The 15,038-nt window shown below is 69.8% G+C and carries 15 protein-coding genes; 7 read left to right on the top strand and 8 right to left on the bottom strand.

The annotated features are described in order from the left end of the window. Window positions 1–5: 5 nt before the first annotated feature. Window positions 6–416 carry a DUF5997 family protein gene (locus KBO27_RS05435; RefSeq protein WP_210968844.1) on the bottom strand — a complete coding sequence of 137 codons (411 nt, stop codon included), beginning with the start codon at window positions 414–416 and terminating at the stop codon, window positions 6–8. A gap of 42 nt (window positions 417–458) precedes the next feature. On the opposite strand from KBO27_RS05435, the gene KBO27_RS05440 reads away from it, so the two are divergent. Together KBO27_RS05440 and KBO27_RS05445 are read left to right on the top strand one after the other, a co-directional pair. After that, a complete protein-coding gene (locus tag KBO27_RS05440; protein ID WP_210968845.1) occupies window positions 459–1,187 on the top strand; it encodes a LysR substrate-binding domain-containing protein in 729 nt (242 codons plus the stop codon). An 87-nt stretch (window positions 1,188–1,274) separates the two neighbouring features. Continuing rightward, entirely contained in the window at window positions 1,275–1,715 is a 441-nt protein-coding gene (locus tag KBO27_RS05445) for a nitroreductase family deazaflavin-dependent oxidoreductase (RefSeq protein WP_210968846.1), read from the top strand. Between the two features lie 66 nt (window positions 1,716–1,781). Here the strand turns inward: KBO27_RS05445 and KBO27_RS05450 are convergent, their stop codons facing one another. Further along, a complete protein-coding gene (locus KBO27_RS05450) occupies window positions 1,782–3,218 on the bottom strand; it encodes an amino acid permease (protein WP_372448826.1) in 1,437 nt (478 codons plus the stop codon). A gap of 985 nt (window positions 3,219–4,203) precedes the next feature. Between KBO27_RS05450 and KBO27_RS05455 the strand changes: the two genes are divergently transcribed. Both KBO27_RS05455 and KBO27_RS05460 read left to right on the top strand, forming a co-directional pair. After that, entirely contained in the window at window positions 4,204–4,929 is a 726-nt protein-coding gene (locus KBO27_RS05455) for a C39 family peptidase (protein WP_307870247.1), read from the top strand. Window positions 4,930–5,043: 114 nt separating this feature from the next. Then, entirely contained in the window at window positions 5,044–6,135 is a 1,092-nt protein-coding gene (locus tag KBO27_RS05460; protein ID WP_307870248.1) for a hypothetical protein, read from the top strand. 77 nt (window positions 6,136–6,212) lie between these two features. Here KBO27_RS05460 and KBO27_RS05465 read toward each other — a convergent pair whose 3' ends face one another. Then, the gene (locus tag KBO27_RS05465; RefSeq protein ID WP_210968848.1) at window positions 6,213–6,818 is read right to left on the bottom strand and encodes a glycoside hydrolase family 25 protein; all 606 of its coding nucleotides are present in this window, start codon (window positions 6,816–6,818) and stop codon (window positions 6,213–6,215) included. A 326-nt stretch (window positions 6,819–7,144) separates the two neighbouring features. Here KBO27_RS05465 and KBO27_RS05470 point away from each other — a divergent pair, with 326 nt between their 5' ends. Both KBO27_RS05470 and KBO27_RS05475 read left to right on the top strand, forming a co-directional pair. Next, complete coding sequence (locus tag KBO27_RS05470) at window positions 7,145–7,951, top strand: SAM-dependent methyltransferase (RefSeq protein WP_210968849.1); 807 nt, start codon at window positions 7,145–7,147, stop codon at window positions 7,949–7,951. A 53-nt stretch (window positions 7,952–8,004) separates the two neighbouring features. Then, window positions 8,005–8,655 carry a GNAT family N-acetyltransferase gene (locus KBO27_RS05475; protein ID WP_210968850.1) on the top strand — a complete coding sequence of 217 codons (651 nt, stop codon included), beginning with the start codon at window positions 8,005–8,007 and terminating at the stop codon, window positions 8,653–8,655. A gap of 1 nt (window position 8,656) precedes the next feature. On the opposite strand, the gene KBO27_RS05480 is transcribed toward KBO27_RS05475, so the two are convergent. Continuing rightward, window positions 8,657–9,616, bottom strand: coding sequence for a hypothetical protein (locus tag KBO27_RS05480; RefSeq protein WP_246536318.1), 960 nt, complete (start codon window positions 9,614–9,616; stop codon window positions 8,657–8,659). Between the two features lie 219 nt (window positions 9,617–9,835). On the opposite strand from KBO27_RS05480, the gene KBO27_RS05485 reads away from it, so the two are divergent. After that, entirely contained in the window at window positions 9,836–10,597 is a 762-nt protein-coding gene (locus tag KBO27_RS05485; protein WP_210968851.1) for an SGNH/GDSL hydrolase family protein, read from the top strand. A 48-nt stretch (window positions 10,598–10,645) separates the two neighbouring features. On the opposite strand, the gene KBO27_RS05490 is transcribed toward KBO27_RS05485, so the two are convergent. The 4 genes from KBO27_RS05490 to KBO27_RS05505 form a co-directional block, all read right to left on the bottom strand. After that, entirely contained in the window at window positions 10,646–11,497 is an 852-nt protein-coding gene (locus KBO27_RS05490; protein ID WP_210968852.1) for an SAM-dependent methyltransferase, read from the bottom strand. 233 nt (window positions 11,498–11,730) lie between these two features. Further along, complete coding sequence (locus tag KBO27_RS05495) at window positions 11,731–12,585, bottom strand: mycofactocin-coupled SDR family oxidoreductase (protein ID WP_307870249.1); 855 nt, start codon at window positions 12,583–12,585, stop codon at window positions 11,731–11,733. Between the two features lie 52 nt (window positions 12,586–12,637). Continuing rightward, a complete protein-coding gene (locus tag KBO27_RS05500; protein ID WP_246536319.1) occupies window positions 12,638–14,107 on the bottom strand; it encodes a sulfatase family protein in 1,470 nt (489 codons plus the stop codon). A gap of 222 nt (window positions 14,108–14,329) precedes the next feature. Next, entirely contained in the window at window positions 14,330–14,932 is a 603-nt protein-coding gene (locus KBO27_RS05505; protein ID WP_210968854.1) for a class I SAM-dependent methyltransferase, read from the bottom strand. Window positions 14,933–15,038 lie beyond the last annotated feature (106 nt).

A 15,038-nucleotide genomic window follows, 5' to 3' on the forward strand; every position in this document is an offset into this window, starting at 1 on the left:
TTCGGTCAGGAGTTCTCGCGGGTCTTGGCGGAGTTCTCGGCCTTGGCCGCCTTGCGGGCCTGCGCCCGCTCCTCCTCGCGACGCGCTTCGACGCGGGTGGTGCGCTCCTGCTGGAGCCACTCGGGGTCCTCGTCGCGGATCGCGTTGATCTGCTCGGTGGTCAGCGGGTCCGCGTAGCCGTTGCGGGTCAGCCCGCTGATCGAGATGCCCAGCTTCGCCGCGACGACGGGGCGCGGGTGCGGACCGTTGCGGCGCAGGTCGCGCAGCCACTCCGGCGGGTCGGCCTGCAGCGCGTTGAGCTCGTCGCGCGAGACGACGCCCTCCTGGAAGTCGGCGGGGGTGGCCTCCAGCAGGACACCCAGCTTCTTGGCCGCCGTGGCGGGCTTCATCGTCTGGACGGTTTTGCGCGACGTCATCCGACCAGCGTAACCGGCGACTCCGGCCGGTAGTCTGGGCAGGTGACAGAGTCGGCCCCGTCCTTCGACCTCGCCTACGTCCCCGGCATCACGCCCGACAAGTGGGCGCGCAAGTGGCAGGAGCGCGAACCCCTCGTTCCCCTCAACCTCGTCCAGACCGCGGCCGCCGAGGCGCCCGGCCTGGTCCGCGGCGGTGAAGCCGACGCGGCGCTGCTGAGGCTGCCCATCGACCGCACCGGGCTGCACGCCATCCCGCTCTACACCGAGCAGACCGTGGTCGTGGTGCCCAAGGACCACGTGGTCGCCGCCGCCGACGAGGTCACCCCCGAGGACCTCGCCGAGGACGTGCTGCTGCACCCGCTCGACGACACCCTCGACTGGGAGCGCCCGCCCGGACTTCCCGCGGTCGAGCGCCCCGCCACCACGGCCGACGCGATCGTGCTGGTCGCCGCCGGGGTCGGGTTGCTGGTCGTGCCGCAGTCGTTGGCGCGGCTGCACCACCGCAAGGACCTCACCTACCGGCCGATCACCGACGCTCCCGAATCCACCGTCGCGCTGAGCTGGATCGAGGACGAGACCACAGACCTGATGGAGCAGTTCATCGGGATCGTCCGCGGTCGCACGGTCAACAGCACCCGGGGCAAGCAGCAGGCCGAACCCGCCCGCAAGACCAAGAAGGCCCCCGCCAAGCCCGCCGCCACCCAGGCGCGCAAGCCGGCGTCGCGCCGCGGTCCGGCTCCGGGCAAGGGGCGCAAACCGCGTCGCCGCTGACCCACGGGTGGGTGAGTCGCGTGGAATGCGGGTCGGGATTCTGATGTTGTCGTGGTCACGACCCGGTTCTGCGATGGAGGTACGAAGATGCCGTTGACTGGCGAGTACGAACCGAGCCCGACCGAGTTCGTGCGAGATCAGGTCGAGAAGTACGAGAGCTCCGGCGGTACCGAAGGCACCACGATGCACGGGTTTCCGGTCGTCGTGCTGACCACCAAGGGCGCCAAGTCCGGCAAGATCCGCAAGACGCCGGTGATGCGCGTCGAGCACGACGGGCGCTACGCCGTCGTCGCCTCGCTGGGCGGGGCTCCGCAGAACCCCGTCTGGTACCACAACATGCGGGCCAACCCGAGGGTGGAGCTGCAGGACGGGCCGCAGCGCGGCGACTACGAAGCGCGCGAGCTCAGCGGCGAGGAGCGCGAGCTGTGGTGGGACCGCGCGGTCGCGGCGTTCCCGAACTACGCCGAGTACCAGACGAAGACCGAGCGGACGATCCCCGTGGTCCTGCTGGAGCCCGTCGCGTCCTGAGGGGACTCCCCGTGAGACGGGAGAACGGCTCCCGGGAATCCCGGAAGCCGTTCTCCCGTCAGCAGGTCACGAACCGATGGTGGCCATCGGCTCGCCGTTCGCGCGCTTGTTGCGGCCGCGCGAGATCAGCCACCAGCCGAGCGCGATCACCGCGACGATGGCGGGGATCGAGAAGAACGCGATCCGCTCCGCGCCGTCGGAGAAGCCCATCAGGGCGATCACCAGGGCGAGGAACGCCAGCGTGGCCCAGCTCGTGTAGGGCGCACCGGGCATCCGGTAGCTCGGCCGCTCGATCTCACCGCGCATGGCCCGGGTCCGCAGCCGCATCTGGCAGATCACCAGCGTGGCCCAGGTCGCGACCACGCCGAGCGAGGCGATCGCCGTGGCGATCTCGAACGCCTGCTCCGGCACGATGCCGTTGAGGATGACGCCGAGCACGAAAGCAGCTGCGGTGAACAGGATTCCGCCGTAGGGAACGCGGCGCTTGTTCATCTTCGCGGCGAACTTCGGCGCCTCGCCGTCGTTGGCCAGCGCCCGCAGGATGCGTCCGGTCGAGTACAGACCGGAGTTGCACGACGACAGCGCGGCGGTGAGCACCACGGCGTTCATCACGTCGCCGACTCCTGGGATCCCCAGGCGGGAGAACACGGTGACGAACGGGCTCTCGTCGGCGCTGAAGACCGTCCACGGCAGCAGCATCGCCAGCAGCAGCACCGAACCGACGTAGAAGATGGCGATCCGCCACACCACGCCGTTGATGGCCTTCGGCAGCACCTTGTGCGGGTCCTTGGCCTCACCCGCGGTGATGCCGACCATCTCGATCGCCGAGTAGGCGAAGACCACCGACTGCAACGCCATCAGCGTGATGCCGAAGCCGCTGGGGAAGAAGCCGCCGTGCGAGGTGAGGTTGGCCGGTCCCGCCGGGGCACCGCCGATGTCGGTGGCGGTGAACACCAGACCCAGGCCCACGACGAGGAACACCAGGATCGCCAGCACCTTGACCAGCGAGAACCAGAACTCCAGCTCGCCGAACAGCTTCACCGACACCAGGTTGACCGCCAGCAGCACGCCCAGCGCGATCAGCGCCGTGATCCACTGCGGCAGGTCCGGCAGCCAGCGGTGCACGTAGATCGCGACCGCGGTGATCTCGGCGATGCCGGTCATCGCCCAGTTCAGCCAGTACATCCAGCCGGAGGCGAAACCCGCCCAGGGGCCGATGAACTCGCGGGCGTACTCCACGAAGCTGCCCGCGACCGGGCGGTACAGCACCAGTTCACCGAGGGCGCGCATGACGAAGAACGCCGCCAGACCGCACAGCGCGTAGGCGACCACCAGCGAGGGGCCGACCGTGGCGAGCTTGCCTCCTGCACCGAGGAAGAGCCCGACGCCGATCGCTCCGCCGATGGCGATCATCTGCACCTGGCGATTGCCGAGCGACTTCGAATAGCCGTCGGCGTCGGTCGTGGGCGCAGCATCCTGCCCCGACCGCAACGATGAATCCACGAAAACCAAGTCCCTTCGTGACCAGGACACGCCGGAGAAAAGCGACGTCCAGGCGTTTTTCGTGCCGGTGCTAGGTCATCCGGCGGGGCGATACTAGTCACCGGAATTTCGCGTCCGCGTTGCGCGCGAGTCAGTTCCGCGTGGTTCTCAGGGGTCTTTCCCAGAACCCCTCTGCTGTGGTCCAGGTCTCGTCGTCCCTGGTGGACGGTCGTTCCGGTGATCCGGTGCGGGGTCGGCTACGCCGTCCAGGCGCGCGCGACGTCGGCGTTCGTCGTCATCGCGTGCTCATCAAATGGGAAATTCCCGAGAGCTCTCCTTGATCCGGAAAAGGAAGAACGGGACGAAACCGCGCTACGTCGGGCAATTCGAGGGATTCCGTCCGCTTTCCCTTCGAGGCCGGTTGATCTCGCACGTGGCCGCGCTGCGTGGTCAGCGCGCTCGCCGCGGCCACGCCCGGTAGCGAGCAGGGCCGGTCGGCGTTACCGCTGCGGCCTCCTCGTGCCGTTGACGATGCGTGCTCGCACGCCCTCGAAAGCGACTCGCGAGCGGGGCTGGAACTGTGACCCTGCTTACAGGGTCAACAATTCGTGCCCGGCTGACTACTGAATGGCTCCGGCTGTCCGCCACGCTCCGTCAATTGCCCGCTCGCGTTTCGCATCGCAATTATTGCGGCGTGTGCGCGACCGTTTACCGACAGTTTTCGAAATGGGGAGTCGATCGCTTCTTGGTGATCGGGATTCGTGCCTGTGACCAGGGGGGACGATCACGTGACGCGCAGTGAGATGGTGGTGCGGGCCTCAATAGATTGCTCCATTCGGCCCATTAAAGGATCGTCGCTTGGCGTAAGGATATGAAGTTGTAATGATCCCGCCTTGAAACGGAGACCTAGATGCCCCGGCTCGCAGTTGCGGTTGTCCCGTTCGGATTGGCCGCAGCCCTGGGCCTCGGTGCATTGGCAAGCGCCGAAACATCGACCCCGCACAGCGTGGACGCTGCCACGCAGCCGGTCGGTGTGCAGAGCCCCGCCCCCGCCCCGGCCCTGTCCCCCGCACTCCCCGAAGCCCCCGCTCCCGTTGCTCTGGCCCCCGCCGCTGTCCCCGCAGCGCCGGCCGCCCCGAAGGCCGACAAGAAGGCAGAGCAGAAGGCCGAGAAGGCCGAGAAGAAGTCTGCGGACGTCAAGCCGCAGGCGGTCACCAAGGAACTCCCCGTCAACTACGCGGCCCAGCTGACCGGCTACTGGTGCGGCCCCGCCGCGACCCGCATCGCCATGTCGTCCAAGACCGGTGACCTGCCCTCTCAGGCCGAGCTGGCCAAGGAGCTCCGCACCACCGAGAACGGAACCGACCACGTCGGCCAGGTCGCGGACGGCCTGAACAAGCTGCTGGCCAACACCGGCACGCACTACGTCGCCAAGGACCTCAGCAGCCGCAAGGTGTCGCCGGAGATGACCAACGAGCTGTGGAGCGACACGGTTCGCAACATCGACAGCGGCAAGGCCATGGTCGCCAACATCGTCGCCGAGCCCGGCAACCAGCCGCCCGGGTACCCGTCGAGCCAGACGATCTACCACTACGTGTCGGTCGTCGGCTACGACGCCGAGAAGAAGAACGTGAAGATCGCCGACCCGGCGAACTTCAGCGGCAACAAGGAGTACTGGCTGAGCCTCGACCAGCTGACCTCCCTGGTCCAGCCCCGCGGCTACGTCGCCTGATCACCTCCGGGTGAGATGACACTGCGGCGGTCCCCTGTGGAAGGGGGGGCCGCCGCAGTTGTCGTCGAGCGGTCCGGACAACCTCCTTCCGGTTCGGTGCGTCTGAGTGATGACGTGACCGACTGGAGGGGGACGATCGTGCTCAAGCGGACCGGGATCATCACCGCGCTCGTCGCGACGACGGCGCTGGTGGGAGGCGTGGCCAGCGCCCAGGAGGCGTGGACGGCGGAGCCGTTCCCGCAGCGGCCGGACCTCTCGTCGACGATCTCCACCGCGTCCAGCGGTGGCGGCGAGGCCTGGGCCTTCGGCTCCTACGGGCAGGCCGGCGGCACCTCGTCGACCTCGCAGGCGTACCGCCGCGGAGCCGACGGGAGCTGGGCGGAGGTCCCGGTCCCGCCGGTCGGTCACCTGGTGTCCTCGGCCGTGGCCGGCCCGAACGACGCGTGGACCATCGGCTGGGGCTACAAGAACACCGCCGGGGCGCTGTTGCGCTGGGACGGTGCGGCGTGGGCGGAGGTCCCGGTGGACGTCCCCGGCGCCACCCGGGTGCGCCCCGACGACGTGGTCGCGGTCGGTGACGAGGTCTGGCTGATCGGCAAGGGCTACGACGACGGGCAGGAACCCCGGCAGCTCTCCTTCGCCAAGCGCTGGGACGGCGCGGCCTGGCACGACCTGCCGCTGCCGGCGCCGGCGAACGAGGCGACGCTGGACGCGATCGGGGGCGCCCCGGACGACCTGTGGATCGCCGGGACGCGGGGCGACGCCGCGATGGCCCTGCACTGGGACGGAACCGCCTGGGCCGAGGTGCCGGTGCCGCCGGTCGAGATGCCCGAGAACGCCCTCTTCGAGGTCAACGACGTGGCAGCCCGCGCCCCGGACGACGTGTGGATCTCGGCCGCCGCGCGCATCTACGACCAGCCGGAGCAGACCGAACCCGTGCTGCTGCACTGGAACGGCGCGGCCTGGAGCGAAGCTCCCGCCCCGGACGCGGGCGCACCCGGCGAGTTCGTCCACGCGGAGGGCGCGCTGTGGAACCTCGCCGAGACCGGCCCGCTCCGCTACGACGGCACCACCTGGCAGGCGGTCGACGGTCCCGCCGAAGGTCCGGTCCACGCCGGAACCGAGGTCGGCGGACGCCTCCTCGGCATCGGTTCCACCGGCCCGAGCTACGAGGCGGCACCGTTCGCCTCGATCCACCACGGCTGACCGGTCTTCGAGAAGCTCTGCGGGACACGGCGATCCCCTCGCCATCGGTGGGACGGCGAGGGGATCGCCGGTGTTGCTCAGAGCGTGAAGGCCGCCTGGGTGTAGCCGCCGACGGTGGCGTTGCGGTCAACCCCGCCGGGGATTCCGGGAACCTGTCCGGCGTCGCTGTGCTGGTGCAACGCCAGGCGCGGGTGGCCCCAGCCCGGGTTGCCGGGGTCGCCGTTGTAGCGGGCGATCCACAGCAGCACGTCGTCGCCCGCCCACAGGTTGGGGTCGACGATGTTCTGGAACCAGTTCAGGCTCGCGTACACCAGCACGCCGCGGACACCGGTCGCGACGCGCAGCAGCCGGACGAACTCGGCGATGAAGGCGTTCGGGTCGGGGATCTCGGGATCCTCCATGTCGAGCATCGGCCACATGTTGCCCGGCTCCTTGAGCCCGTGCTGGCCCATCCACCAGGCGAAGTGCCCGACCTGCGGGTCGATGGCCCCGGGGCGGGCGAAGTGGTAGCCGCCGGTCATGATGCCCGCGCCGCGCGCACCGGCCACGTGGGCGCCTGCCGCCTCGTCGACCCACGTCCGGCCCTCGGTCAGCTTCATGCTCGCGAAGGTGATGTTGTTGCCGCGAACGGCCGCCCAGTCGTCGACGGCGTTGTGGTGGCTGATGTCGATTCCGTAGTCCATGGGGTCCCCATCCAGTCGTGCTCGGGTTGCGCAGCGCTCGCGGAGGTGGCCGTCGGCGTTCCCCGGCCGGACGCTCGGCTGAGCTGGTGATCAACCCACGCTGGGCTCACGGTCTCAAGAAAAGATCGTCCTGTGGGGTGAATGACGGGAATTACCACGTTTGGAGCACCCGTACGCCGCAGTGCTGATTGGTGCGCCTGGACCAGCGGTTCGGAAACGGGTGATCTCGCCGTGGCAGGTGTGATGTTCGTGTTCCACTGGGGCGTGGACGGCCCGTGTTGATCTTTGGGAGCATCGGGGTCCGTTGGCCTTCGGGGAGGAGCGGCATGAGCGACGGCGTGGGGGACCTGCGCACGGACGTGGCGCACGGCGCGCGGATCTACGACTACATCCTGGGCGGCAAGGACAACTACGCCGTCGACCGCGCCGCCGCGGAGGCCTCCCAGCAGGTCTGGCCCGCGCTGCCGGTGCACATGCGCGCCAACCGCGAGTTCATGCACCGCGCAGCACGTTTCCTGACAACCGAGTGCGGGATCGACCAGTTCCTGGACATCGGCACCGGAATCCCGACCAGGCCGAACCTGCACGAGGTCGTGCAGGAGGTGAAGCCGGAAGCCCGCGTGGTCTACACCGACAACGATCCGATCGTGCTCGCCCACGCCCGCGCGCTGATGGCGCAGAACGGGCGGGGGAGGACCGCCTACGTCGACGCCGATCTGCGCGACCCCGACACGATCCTGAACTCCCCGGAGTTCCGGGAAACCCTCGACCCGAGCCGGCCGATCGGCCTGATGCTGATCGCGGTCGTGCACTTCATCGAGGACGACGACGAGGCGCTGGACGTGGTCCGCCGCATCGTCGACGTGCTGCCCTCGGGCAGCTACGTGGCGGCCACGATCGCCACCGACGAGTACGCCCCGGAGCTGCTGGCCGAGGTCCGCCGCGCGTACCGCGAGCACGGCGAAACCCTGAAGTTCCGCTCGCGCACCACCGCGCAGCGCTTCTTCGACGGCCTCGACGTCGTCGACCCCGGCCTGGTGCAGATGCACAAGTGGCGCCCCGACGACCTCGAATCCCTCAACGTCCCCGAAGCCGACATCGCCATGTACGCCGCGATAGCCCGCAAACCCTGAGCCGACGACGGAAAACGACCGCGCCCGAGCGGGATCGGCGGCATCATGGGTGGATGTTGATCGACGTCTTCCCGCTCTTCGGGCTGAGGGTGACCACGCCGAGGCTGGTGTTGCGGCTGCCCTCGCAGGACGAGCTCGGTGATCTGGCGGAGCTGGCCGCCCGAGGGGTGCACGACCCGGCGTTCATGCCGTTCAGCGTTCCGTGGACCGATCACCCGCCCCAACGGGTCGCGCTGAACGTGGTCCAGCACAACTGGGCGAAGCTGGCCGAGTGGAGCCCGCAGGACTGGTCGATCGGCTTCGGCGTGTTCCTGGACGGCGTCATCGTCGGGCAGCAGAGCGTCCACGGCCGGGACTTCGCCGTCACGCGCGAGGTGAGCACGGGATCGTGGATCGGGCAGGCCCACCAGGGCCGGGGGATCGGTGCCGAGATGCGGGAAGCGGTGCTGCACCTCGCCTTCGCCGGGATCGGAGCCCGGCACGCCCGCTCCTCCGCTGCGGAGGGGAACGAGGCGTCGCTCCGGATCTCGCGCGGGCTCGGTTACGAGGCCGACGGCGTTCAGCGAAGCGCGCTCCGCGGCGAGCTGAGGGTGGAGCAGCGGCTCAGGCTCACCCGCGAGTCCTGGGAGGCCCACCGGTCGGTTCCGGTCGAGATCGAGGGGTTGGCTCCCTGCCTGCCGATGCTGGGTGTGGGAGCGGCCTGACTCAGGCGCGTGCGGGGCGGTTGGCGAGCTGCTGGGTCGAGGGATCGACCGGTTGGGGCGGGTTGGCCTGGACCTGCTGGTTGCGGCCGGTCTGGGACGAGCTCGGCGGGACCGCCGGGGTGAGCTGCGTCTGCGCGGCGCTCGCCTGCGACGCGCTGGGGGTCGCAGGCGGGGTGAGCTGGGTCTGCTGCGCGGCGTGCGACGGGCCGGGGGTGACGGCTTGGTTGAGCTGCGTCTGCTGGGTGGAGCTGGTCTGCGAGCCCTGGTCCTGGGTCGAGGTGCTCGACAGGTTCGAGCTGACGATGCGCTGCAGGTTGCGGTGCGCGTTGTTGAGCTCGTGGCGCATGCCGTGGATCTGCTTGGTCAGCGTGTCGCCCTCGGCGAGCGTGTTGGTCTCGACGGCGCGCAGCAGCACGCCCAGCTGGCCGTGCAGGCGCTGGTGCACCTCGGCGAACGTGGCGACCTGCTGCTGCATCTCCAGCGGCGGTTGGGTGCGCGAGATCGCCTTGATCATGGTGTCCTGCCAGCGCTGCCCGGCCTGGCGGTAGTGCCGGTCGGCGGCCGTCCGGTAGTGCGGGGCGACCTGCGAGTCCAGGGACATGCGGATGAGCTCGTGGCAGCTGTTGACCAGTTCGCGGGCGGCCGTGGTCAACGCGTAGGCCCACTCCCACTGCTCGGCCTGCGTGCTGGCGTGGCGCTCCTCGCGCGCTTCGTCCAGCTGGCTCCGGGACAGCTTCACCTGCTCCCAGGCGCGCTCGGCCTGCTCGGTGGCGGTCGTGGCCGCGCGGCCGGTCTTCTCCGTGTTGGCCTCGACCGCCGCGGTCAGCCGGCGCACGGTCTCGGAGCGGCGGGTGGTCTCCTCAGCGGTCTTCCGAGCCGACCACAGCAGCCAGCCGGAGACGCCGGCGGCCACGAGAGCCAGGACAGCCGGGATCCACGTCACCCATACCTCGGTCCCCATGTGCCCGACGATGACACATGCGCGGTTGCTCCGGTCGGGCGCATGAGGAAAAACTCCCGATGACTACGTGCGGTCGCGACATGTGACTCTGCGAAATCGGAATTCACCGGGGAAGACTCTGGTGCCGGCCGGTGAAAAGCGGTAGGGCCCGCGTTCTTTCGCCTCGGGATGGTTTGCTGTGCCGGGACGGGGAAGTGATGTCGCAGAGCGAAGGTGGACATGTACGCGCGGTACGTGGCGATCGGGGACAGCCAGACGGAAGGCGTGGGGGACGGCGATGACGAGCGCGGCCTGCGCGGCTGGGCGGACCGGCTCGCGGAGAAGATCGCGGGTCTGGACCCGGATTTCCGCTACGCCAACCTGGCCGTGCGCGGCAACCTGATCGGCGAGGTGCGCGCTCGGCAGCTCGGACCCGCGCTGGAGCTCGAACCCGATCTCGCCACCGTGGTCGCGGGTCTCAACGACGTGCTGCGCAGCGAGTACGACGGTGACGCGGTCGCCGCGCAGCTGGACCAGATGATCGGCGCGCTCAGCCGGTCGGGTGCGCGCGTGGCCACCGTGACCTACCCCGACATCGGCGAGATCGCGCCGATCGCCCGCCGCTGGCAGCCGCGGCTCACCGAGTTCAACGCGCGCGTGCGCGAGATCGCCGCGAAGCACGGTGCCGCGGTCGTCGAGGCGGACCGGTTCCCGGTGTGCGCGGACCGCCGGATCTGGAGCCACGACCGCCTGCACCTCAACCCGGCGGGCCACGCGTTGCTGGCCGACGGCTTCGCGCACGCGCTGGGACTGCCCGGAAGCGACGATTCGTGGAGCGACCCGCTTCCGGAACGCCGAGCACCCGGAATGCCGCGGATGGTCGCAGGCGAGATCCGCTGGGCTGCCGAGTTCCTGGCGCCGTGGTTGTGGCGGCGGATCACCGGGCGATCGTCCGGCGACGGCCGGACCGCGAAGCGGCCGGAACTGCTGCCGATGCGCTGAGGCGTCCGGAGCGCGTGTCCGATGTGGACTCATCGGCGCGCGCCCGCGCTAGTTCTTGCGACCCACCACGCCGGCGATGCAGCTCTCGGCCTGGTTCAGCGGGCGGGACCTGGGACCGTTCGGCCACCAGAGGTCGCAGAGCTCGACGTCGGCCGGGGCACCCAGGCTGGGCGGCAGGATGTCGAGTCCCGGGAGCAGCGCGCGGATCTCGTCGCGGGTGCGGAAGCGGCCCGAACCCATCGGGCTGTGCAGGAAGAGCTCCTCCATCTTGCGGGCCAGCGCGCTGTGCTCCGGGGTCTGCGGGTCGAAGAAGTGCGCGATGACGACGTAGCTGCCGGGGGCGAGCGCGTCGATGTAGGTCCGCATCAGATCCGGGCCGTCGTCGCCGAGGTGGTGGTGGAGGGTGCCGACCTGCAGCAGCGCGATCGGCTCGTCGAAGTCGAGGTGCCTGCGGACGGTGTCGTGGGCCAGCACCTCGTCGGGGTTGAAGATGTCGGCGGAGGCGAAGTGGGTGTGGTCGTTCTCCTCGAGCAGCGCCTTGCCGTGCGCGATGACCACCGGGTCGTTGTCGATGTAGACGACGTCGGTGTCGGGAGCCACCCGCTGCACGATCTGGTGCGTGTTCTCCGCGGTCGGCAGGCCCGAACCGCAGTCGAGGAACTGCCGGACGCCGGCCTGGTCGGCGAGGTGCCGGCACGCCCTGTTCAGGAACCGGCGGTTGGACCACGCCATGTCCTTGACCTCCGGGGCCGCCTGACCGACCTCGTGCAGCACTCGGCGGTCGACCTCGAAGTTGTCCTTGCCGTTGAGCGCGGCGTCGTAGACGCGGGCGATGCTGGCTTGGGTCGTGTCCACGCCGACGGGTGCGGAACTCGGCGCCGGTGAAGGCGTCTCGGACATGCCTGCTCCTGCTTGCTCGGTGGCCACGATCACGACGTTACCGCGCGGTATGCCTTCGGACGCAACAGGATTCGGCGCGAAGTGGCTGATCTTCGTCCTCTTCCGGTTGCCCGCGGCCCTCTTCGCCCGGCACGCAAAATAATCTCACATGGAATCTTCTCGTAGGCAAGAGACCTCGGTGCGCGTCACCCGGACGGCGCGTCACCTCGTCGGGGCCGGCGACGGGTCGCGGGTCAGAGCCCGGCTCCGGCGTCGATGGGGATCGTGGTGCCGGTGATGTAGCGGCCGCCGTCGGAGACCAGGTGCAGGACCGTGCTGGTGACGTCGCCCGGTTCCAGGGAGGCCACCGGGAGGCGGTTGATGCCGCGGACGACCTCCTCGAAGTCCTCGCGCATCGGGTTCTCCAGGTCGGGCCGGAAGAGGCCGTAGATGGCGTCGTTGTGGATCATGTCCGTGCCCACGGTCGTCGGGTGCACCGTGTTGACCCGGATGTTGTGCGGCGCGAGTTCCTTGGCCAGGACCTTCATCATCATGACCAGGCCGGACTTGGCTGCCGAGTAGTGCGCGGTGTGGTCGTTGACGTGCAGCGCGGCCAGCGAGCTGGTGATGACCACCGATCCGCCGCGCCCGCCCTCGACGACGTGCGGGACGGCGGCTTTGATCGTCTTGAACACCCCGGTGAGGTTGATGTCGATCATGTCCTGCCAGGTCTCGTCGCTCATCGACAGCGTCGGCTCGGCGCTGAAGATCCCGGCGTTGGCCAGCACGACGTCCAGCCGCCCGAACTCGTCCACGCCCGCCCGGGCGACCTCGGCCAGCGCGGTGGAGTCCCGCACGTCGGCGTTGCGCGCGACGACGCGGCGGCCGACGGCCTCGACCTGCCGGGCCGTTTCGGCCAGGTCGTCGGCGGTGGCCAGCGGGTACCGGACCGACCCGACCGGGGCGGGGGCGTCGGTGGCGATGATGTCGGCGCCCTCGCTGGCCAGCCGGACGGCGTGACTGCGGCCCTGGCCGCGCCCGGCACCGGTGATGAAAGCGACCTGGCCGTCGAGCTTGCCCATGCTGTCCCCGTTCCTCGTGTCGACCAAGCCGACGATAGGCGAATGATCTGGGAAGTCGAACCTCAGTCCACAGTGGACATCAGGGTGCCGTTGCCGCCTCGGTGCACTGCGCTTCGCCCCTGCAGGCGGCGAGGCCGGTGAGGACGCGGTGGAGCTCGTCGCGGCGCTCGGGCGGCAGGCTCGGGTAGGTGTTGGTCAGCTGGAACGGGTCGGTCCGGGCGTCGTAGAACTCGCGCTCGCCGTTGACGTACTCGACGTAGGTTCCCTCCGGAGTCCTGATCGCGGTGTAGGTCGGCGGGATCCCGTCCGGCTTCTCCTGGCGATCGGGGTCCTCCTGCGAGACGCGCGGCTCGTGGTGCTCGACGAGCGCGACGTTCCTGCCCGTTCCGGTCTCGCCGCGCAGCAGGGAAGCGAATCCGGTGCCGTCGATGTCGGGACGTGGTGGTGCACCGGCGAGTTCGGCGAAGGTCGGGCGGAAGTCGATGTTCTGCACCGAATCCGGGACCGTCCGCCCGGCCGGGACACCCGGTCCGGTGGCGATCAGCGGGACCCGCACGTCGGTGTCGAACGCCGTCTGCTTGCCCTCGGGCAGCGCGTGCTCACCGAGGTGGAACCCGTTGTCGGAGGTGAAGATGACGTGCGTGCGCTGCGCCTGCCCGGTCTCGGCGAGCGTGCGCCGGAAACCGGCGAGCATCTCGTCCACGGCCAGCAACGACTGCGCTCGCTTGCGGAACTTCACGTCCGCCGCTTGGGCCTTCGCCGCGGGCAGCGGCGGGAGCGCGCGCAGCCACGCCGGTTTGTCCGAGCGGTCCGGTTCGTCGAAAGCTGGGGTGCGCGGTGCGGTCAGCCCCGGGAACTCCTCGGCGTGCCGAGGAGCCGGGGTGAACGGCCCGTGCGGCGCGAACGGCGCGACCTCCAGGAAGAAGGGCATGCCCCGGGCGGCGCTGGAGCGGATGAAGTCGTTGCCGCGCTGGGCCAGCACGTCGGTCAGGTAGTCGCCGGGCCGGTGACCGTGCGACCGCACGCGGCCGTTGACGTTGAGCTGGTAGTCGTACTCGTCGTAGCCGTTGCCCGCCACGGCCCACTCGTCCCAGCCCGGCGGCACGAAAGGCCGCTCGCCGCCGAGCGTCCGGCCCGGTTGGTAGCCGTTGAGGTACTTGCCCATGAACCCCGTCCGGTACCCGGCCTGCTGCAGCTGGGTGCCCAGGGTGTCGCGCTCGTCGCGGCGGTGGAACACCGCGAACCCGCCGTCCGGGGGCTCATTGGTGAACACGCCGGTGTTGTGCGGGTACTTCCCCGACAGCAGCGACGCGCGCGACGGGCAGCACAGCGAATCGGTGACGGTGGAGTTCGAGAACGTCACGCCGTCCCGCTGCATCCGCTGCACCTCCGGCATGAACCGGACCAGCCCCTGGTCCATGTCGTCGACCAGCACGAACACGATGTTCGGTCGCGCCGGGTCAACCGCGGGTTGTGGCGGGGGAGCGGTGCACGCGGCCAGGACCAGGCCGATGGCGGCCACGCAGACGGCCAGCCGCGGACGCGGCATATCGATCATCCTCCAGGGGACTTCGGCGCCGCGCACAGCATGCCCGGCGATCGGCGCCCCGCCAAGCGGATGACCAGAAGTCGAACGGCTGAGCGTTGCTCGAGAAGCGGCGGAGCCGCTGTTGGTGTCAGGTGTGGGACTCAGCTCGCACCGCCGCGGGTTCTGACACGTCTTCTGGGGCGGGCAGCCGCACCGCCACGCAGAACAAGTCAAGAAACCGCTTCAGCGGACCGCGGTGAAGCCGGTGAGGGAGGTCAGATCGTGGCGGGAGACCTCGGAGAAGACGCCGCGCAGCGCTCGCTCGATCCGGTCGATCTTGTCCTCGGAGAGCGCGTTGCTGCGCGTGAGGAACGACGGTTTCGTCCCGCCGTGGCAGGCGATCAGCAGCCGCCCGCCGGGTCGGGTCACCCGGTGCAGCTCGGCGATGCCCGCGTCGAGGTCCGGCCAGATGGCCACGTTGTTCACCGCGACGACGCGGTCGAAAACCGCGTCGGGGAAACCGGTGTCGGCGGCGGTGCCCAGCCGCAGGTCGATCCGGCCCGCGTCGATCGCGTCGGAGTGCGGACGGCTCGCGAGATCGCGCATCTCCGCCGACGGGTCGACGCCGCAGATCCGCCTCGCGCGAGTCCGCGTCAGGAGGCGGATCAATCCGCCGGGTCCGTAGCCGACTTCGAGGACCTCCGCCCCGGCCGGGACGTCGAGGAGGTCGAGCACCTCCTCCTGGCGGTTCGCCCACAGCATGAAGCGCCCGGCCATCCGGCCGCGCGCACCGCGCGGGAGCGCGAACGGAGATCGGCTCGGTTCACCCAGGCTCCGCGACGTCATGGCTGCCAGACCCCACACCTTCCGCTTCAACCCGAGTTGAAGCCCTGCACGGGAGGTTCAGGGCCAACGGTACCCACGAGCGGTGGGCCCGGCCGGTCGAGCGGGC

The organism is Saccharopolyspora endophytica (assembly GCF_018070075.1).
Classification (GTDB): Bacteria; Actinomycetota; Actinomycetes; order Mycobacteriales; family Pseudonocardiaceae; genus Saccharopolyspora; species Saccharopolyspora endophytica.

Bases quoted from the DNA above. Each gene is read 5' to 3' on its own strand.
- KBO27_RS05435 (WP_210968844.1), bottom strand. From the start codon at position 416: ATGACGTCGCGCAAAACCGTCCAGACGATGAAGCCCGCCACGGCGGCC.
- KBO27_RS05445 (WP_210968846.1), top strand. From the start codon at position 1,275: ATGCCGTTGACTGGCGAGTACGAACCGAGCCCGACCGAGTTCGTGCGA.
- KBO27_RS05465 (WP_210968848.1), bottom strand. From the start codon at position 6,818: ATGGACTACGGAATCGACATCAGCCACCACAACGCCGTCGACGACTGG.
- KBO27_RS05470 (WP_210968849.1), top strand. From the start codon at position 7,145: ATGAGCGACGGCGTGGGGGACCTGCGCACGGACGTGGCGCACGGCGCG.
- KBO27_RS05475 (WP_210968850.1), top strand. From the start codon at position 8,005: ATGTTGATCGACGTCTTCCCGCTCTTCGGGCTGAGGGTGACCACGCCG.
- KBO27_RS05480 (WP_246536318.1), bottom strand. From the start codon at position 9,616: ATGGGGACCGAGGTATGGGTGACGTGGATCCCGGCTGTCCTGGCTCTC.
- KBO27_RS05485 (WP_210968851.1), top strand. From the start codon at position 9,836: ATGTACGCGCGGTACGTGGCGATCGGGGACAGCCAGACGGAAGGCGTG.
- KBO27_RS05490 (WP_210968852.1), bottom strand. From the start codon at position 11,497: ATGTCCGAGACGCCTTCACCGGCGCCGAGTTCCGCACCCGTCGGCGTG.
- KBO27_RS05500 (WP_246536319.1), bottom strand. From the start codon at position 14,107: ATGCCGCGTCCGCGGCTGGCCGTCTGCGTGGCCGCCATCGGCCTGGTC.
- KBO27_RS05505 (WP_210968854.1), bottom strand. From the start codon at position 14,932: ATGACGTCGCGGAGCCTGGGTGAACCGAGCCGATCTCCGTTCGCGCTC.